The 4,588-nt window shown below is 42.8% G+C and carries 7 protein-coding genes and 1 pseudogene; 2 read left to right on the top strand and 6 right to left on the bottom strand.

The window, feature by feature from the left end; genetic code table 11:
* Nucleotides 1-502: 502 nt before the first annotated feature.
* Nucleotides 503-796: a hypothetical protein gene (locus FC652_RS19295; protein ID WP_165386801.1), complete on the top strand. Its 294-nt coding sequence runs from the start codon at nucleotides 503-505 to the stop codon at nucleotides 794-796.
* 88 nt (nucleotides 797-884) lie between these two features.
* On the opposite strand, the gene FC652_RS19290 is transcribed toward FC652_RS19295, so the two are convergent.
* Nucleotides 885-1,007 (bottom strand): DUF3265 domain-containing protein, encoded by a 123-nt coding sequence (locus tag FC652_RS19290; RefSeq protein ID WP_176299810.1) that lies wholly within the window; start codon nucleotides 1,005-1,007, stop codon nucleotides 885-887.
* Nucleotides 1,008-1,556: 549 nt separating this feature from the next.
* Between FC652_RS19290 and FC652_RS19285 the strand changes: the two genes are divergently transcribed.
* Nucleotides 1,557-1,898 carry a thiamine-binding protein gene (locus FC652_RS19285; RefSeq protein ID WP_000070745.1) on the top strand — a complete coding sequence of 114 codons (342 nt, stop codon included), beginning with the start codon at nucleotides 1,557-1,559 and terminating at the stop codon, nucleotides 1,896-1,898.
* Nucleotides 1,899-2,059: 161 nt separating this feature from the next.
* On the opposite strand, the gene FC652_RS19275 is transcribed toward FC652_RS19285, so the two are convergent.
* The 5 genes and pseudogenes from FC652_RS19275 to FC652_RS19255 all read right to left on the bottom strand — a co-directional run.
* Complete coding sequence (locus FC652_RS19275; RefSeq protein ID WP_176299809.1) at nucleotides 2,060-2,527, bottom strand: NUDIX domain-containing protein; 468 nt, start codon at nucleotides 2,525-2,527, stop codon at nucleotides 2,060-2,062.
* A 27-nt stretch (nucleotides 2,528-2,554) separates the two neighbouring features.
* Nucleotides 2,555-2,632: a DUF3265 domain-containing protein gene (locus FC652_RS20870; protein ID WP_079852080.1), complete on the bottom strand. Its 78-nt coding sequence runs from the start codon at nucleotides 2,630-2,632 to the stop codon at nucleotides 2,555-2,557.
* Between the two features lie 36 nt (nucleotides 2,633-2,668).
* On the bottom strand, nucleotides 2,669-3,295 hold the full coding sequence (locus FC652_RS19265) for a LysE family translocator (protein ID WP_154186152.1): 627 nt from the start codon (nucleotides 3,293-3,295) through the stop codon (nucleotides 2,669-2,671).
* 151 nt (nucleotides 3,296-3,446) lie between these two features.
* The gene (locus FC652_RS19260) at nucleotides 3,447-4,469 is read right to left on the bottom strand and encodes a hypothetical protein (protein WP_176299808.1); all 1,023 of its coding nucleotides are present in this window, start codon (nucleotides 4,467-4,469) and stop codon (nucleotides 3,447-3,449) included.
* Nucleotides 4,436-4,588 (bottom strand): annotated as a pseudogene (locus tag FC652_RS19255) (DUF3265 domain-containing protein); the annotation flags it as partial. The pseudogene FC652_RS19255 and the gene FC652_RS19260, both read right to left, overlap by 34 nt.

Below are 4,588 nucleotides of genomic sequence, written 5' to 3'. Positions count from 1 at the left end.
ACGCTAAAAAGCTGAATTAACTCATAATTTTGAACATTCTGACTTTGAGTTTTAACGTAAGAAACCGCAAAGCCGGGCTTTAACTTTGAACTCAAAATCACTTCACTCACCTACACTCTGCATTTCAATGAGGCAACTCTCTGAACTTTTAGCGCCCACGAATTGGAGTCCAGAAAACAGCGACCACCGAAAGCCAACTTGCCGACAAGACCAAGATTGAAAATACGAAGGAACAAAGAAAAGATGCAACCGGCTGATTTTACGTGATTAAACATAACGCCCTGCTAAGGGGTGAGCAACGCAATACAAAAGCCGCCGCACACCACCTTAATCACTAAAACCAACGCATGATAAAAATGCCACGCGTTGCGAATCCCTCTTGAGCAGTTTGTTAGTTTGCAAACCCAAGGAGTTGATTTTACGTTATTTTAAATTTTGAAAACAACAAACCTTATGTGCTTTGATGCAATTAAGTCAGGCGTAGTCTCAAAGCGGCTACTCAATGAAACCACGTGGAACAAACAACGCAGCAGAAAACGAACTCACAACACCAAAAAGTGCTTTTGGAAAACCAATCTCACAATGCGGACTTTCAACAAAGTCACTGAAACCACGTGGAACTTACCACACCAGAAAAAACGTCATTTCAGCGAGTAAATCGGATTTTGTACCAACAAACTCAACGAGCAGAGTTTCAGCAAAAAAGTTCAACTCAGTTAACCCAAAATTCGCCGCACCAAAGAACAAATCAACCGTTGAAACAATGCCAATTTTGGGTTTTCACCACACTAGTTAACACTGAAATTGAACGCCGATACGACAATTTCGACTTTGAACTTTTGCCACTAGGTCTTGCGATATAGCTGCGCTTTTCCTCTTGCAAACTAACGCCGCGTTAAGGGGTGAGTGCTGCATAAACCAACTTTCCGCAGACCACCTTCACCACCAAAACTTACTGCAAACCAAAAATGCCACGCGGCATGAATCCCGCTTAAACGCTTTGTTATGTTTAAGGCTCAAAGGATTAAGTTTTGCGATACCTAAGCTTAACTCAACTTATCTTTGAAAACAAAAACCAGACGCTAAAAAACTGAATTTACAAATAAATTTGAATTTACTGATATTGAGTTTTAGCGTGGAAAACCGAAAACTGGAGCTCAAAGTTTGAAAGTAAGATCGCGTCATTCGACTCAAAAACGCACTGAACTTAAATGAGGCAACTCTCTGAATTTTTAGCGCCCACGAATTGGAGTCCAGAAAACAGCGACCACTAAAGTCACTTGCCGACAAGACCAAAATTAGAAAGCAAAGAAAAGATGCAACCAACTGATTTTACATGATTAAACATAACGCCCGCTTAAGGGGCAGCCAACGCCATTACCAAGCTTCCGCATTACATCGTAATCACAAAAACCAACGCATGGTAAAAATGCCACGCGTTGGCTGTCCCTCTTGAAGCGTTTGTTAGCCGACACTCTCAACGTGAAACCTCGATGCTTCGAATTGATGTTACTATACGCAGCTCAATACCAACAAAAACCAGTGAGAAATTATTGATGTCAAATCAAAAACCACTGCTAGATCAAGTCATGCTAGCTTTCCAAGTTATACCACGACTAAAAGAAGGGAATAACTTTGAAGTCGTCGATAAAGCTATTGAGGTTGTCAAAGCCTCTGGCGTCCCATTTCAAGTGAGTGCGATGGAAACCACTTTAAAAGGCGAACTAAACCAACTGCTAGAGATTGTAAAAGCTGCGCAACAAGCTTGCTACGATGCGGGGGCTGTCGAGGTTATTACCAACATCAAGATTCACAGTAAAACTGAAGCTGCTACAGACACATTCTGCACTTACGACAGAGGTGTAACTAAAGCTAACCACATGTTCGTAAATAACTAATTCTTATGCCGTCACCTGAACATTCAGCGTGACGGCTAACGCCTTGTTAAGGTGTGAGGCACGCAATGCCGATGCCTCCGCATACCACCTTAACCACTAAAACTAACGCATAGTAAAAATGCCACGCGTGCCGAATCACTCTTGAACAATTTGTTAGCTTTCTAGCCAACGAAGTACGCTGAATCATTTTCTGCAAATAAACAATCCAACGGGTAAGGCAGCTCAAGCCTTGGCATATTACCTTTTGAAAACCATTTAAGGCATACCGTTTCATCATCGAGTGTGGATTGAGAACAACTTTCTACTACACATTTGAACATGATAACTGTGTATTCAACTTGATCACCATTTGGGTATGTAAAACCAAAACCCTCACCGCCGAATACACCGAGTAGGCGATCTACTTTTACAGCCAAACCTGTTTCCTCGCGAACTTCCCTGATCAATGCTTGCACTGGCGACTCTTGAGGTTCAATCATTCCGGCAGGAAGGCTCCATGTGCCATCTGATTTTTGCTGAAGTAGTAGCTCTTTATTTTCATTTAAAATGACACCCGCAACGCCGGGGATAAGAAGTGGCATCGTTCCAATCTTAGAACGAACCTCTTTGATATAGTCACTTGCGCTCAATTTTCCTCCTTGAAAGCTAACGCCCAATTAAGGTGTGAAGCACGCAATGACCAAGCCACCGCATAGCACTTCAACACCGAAACCACCGCATACCAAAAATGCCACGCGTGCTGAATCACACTTAAATTGTTTGTTATGCCACTAGCGCTCACTGATTGCGACTTTGCCTGCCAGCCCAATAAGCAGAACTCCCGAGACACCCTCAAGTGCTCGTGAATAACGCTGAGAATTTGATCGACTAAAAACCCAACTACCGACTGAGGCATATAAAACGTTACACAGCGTAGCTAATGCGCTGAAGAGCAAACCAAGCACTAATAATTGCATTGATGCGGAGCCCGTAGATGTATCGACAAACTGAGGTAAAAATGAAAGGAAGAATAGTGCTACCTTCGGGTTCAAAACACTAACAATAACGCCTTGTATAAATACATTTTTGTTGGTTTCAACACTTTCACTAACCACTATTTTACTGCCTCCACGCCACATAGATATCAGAGACTGAACACCTAAATATACTAAGTAAGCGGCACCCAACCATTTTACCGCACTAAAAGTTACAGCAGAGCTGAGGATTATCGCGGACAAACCTAAACACGCAGCTAATGTATGTACAAAGTAGCCAACACCAAGACCAATTGCAGCTTTAAATCCGGTTGCAAGCTTGCCTTTCATTGTGTTTGAGACGATGTAGATTACGTCTGGGCCAGGTATCATATTGATAGCCAGACAAGCGACTACAAATAGTAATATTGCGTTTAAATCCATTTCCTTTCCTCCATGTTGAACGTCTTGTGGCATAACGCTGCGTTAAGTAGTGAGCAACGCTAACCACCGAACCTAAACTATTGTGCCGTAAACACTAAAATCAAAGCAAACCAAAAATGCCGAGCGTTGCGAATCTGTCTTAAACGCTTTGTTATGAGGAGTTATCGCGCTCCAATTCCTGAAGCTTATTCAATGCAAATCGTCCCCTTTCCGACACCGCAGAGGATTGATCTAATGCAAATTTTTCCGCTAATACCTTAGCGTAAATTCCAACCTCTTCTAGATCTCGAATCAAAACCTCTGCTGATACTCTTCTTACAACAGATGACCGGTCTTCAGCAGAGCATTTTAGCAATTCCAATATGGGAGCTTTGATATCTAACTTGCGTTCAGACATGATGGGCGTCATTCTTCCCTCGCAATAACGGATATCAGTCCATTTCCACTTACGGCCCTCTATCCAAGCTATACGCCTTTCAAGTAGGCTTCGGTATGCTTTGGCTCGAACTGCGGGTTGTACGGCTAGATTTGCAATTTCTGGTAAATAATCATCAAGAATATTTGTGCGTCCAAGCTGAGAAAACAGTGAAGGCATAGGTCCTGCACTTGATGAAATGAGCTTAGACCTCATTGAGTTAGCAATGTCTTTCTGCGATATGATTTGTAAAAGAATTTTCTTGTCCGCATCTTCAATCCTGCCCCAAGAATTCCAATTTGAAAGAGCAGTTAGCAAGGATTCGACTACGAAATCCGGTGCTGTCGCTTTTGCTAATTCCGGCAATGTATTTCTCGCAGCTTCACGTACTTGTGGCACCCAATCATTAAGCCTACGCACCGCAAGAGAAAAGAAAAACGCATTGGGGGCAGCTCCTGACAAACTTCGTAGAGCTTTTTCTCTCCTGTAGCCATCCCAACTAGTCAAATCTAGCCAAGTTAACAATTCTTTAGGCTTAGACCAAAACTTCCATTTGGGAGGCTCAAGTTCTCTTAGTGCAAGGGAGAATTCAGATCGAATAATTCGCTCCCAATAATCAAAACTTGTAAGTGGCAGCTGGGAAGTCGCGTCAATCAACGAGGACATATCAGCAACGACTTTACTCCCCGAGTTTATCGAACATGCAAAGTCCTTGACTGCTTTTACTACTTTCTCTTCCACAATCTGAGATTGCTGCATACTCTAAACTCCTCATAACGCTGCGTTAAGGGGTGAATGCCGCCTAAACCAAACTTCCGCAGACCACTTTCAACACCAAAAACAACCGCATACCAAAAATGCCACGCGGCATGAATCCC

This window comes from Vibrio sp. 05-20-BW147 (genome assembly GCF_013369385.1).
Lineage (GTDB): Bacteria > Pseudomonadota > Gammaproteobacteria > Enterobacterales > Vibrionaceae > Vibrio > Vibrio floridensis.
Note: the sequence above shows the minus strand (reverse complement) of the source record. Positions and strands in the feature narration are given on the sequence as shown.

Excerpts from the sequence above, each read along its gene's own strand:
- FC652_RS19295 (WP_165386801.1), top strand. The coding sequence starts at position 503 with ATGAAACCACGTGGAACAAACAACGCAGCAGAAAACGAACTCACAACA.
- FC652_RS19285 (WP_000070745.1), top strand. The coding sequence starts at position 1,557 with ATGTCAAATCAAAAACCACTGCTAGATCAAGTCATGCTAGCTTTCCAA.
- FC652_RS19265 (WP_154186152.1), bottom strand. The coding sequence starts at position 3,295 with ATGGATTTAAACGCAATATTACTATTTGTAGTCGCTTGTCTGGCTATC.
- FC652_RS19260 (WP_176299808.1), bottom strand. The coding sequence starts at position 4,469 with ATGCAGCAATCTCAGATTGTGGAAGAGAAAGTAGTAAAAGCAGTCAAG.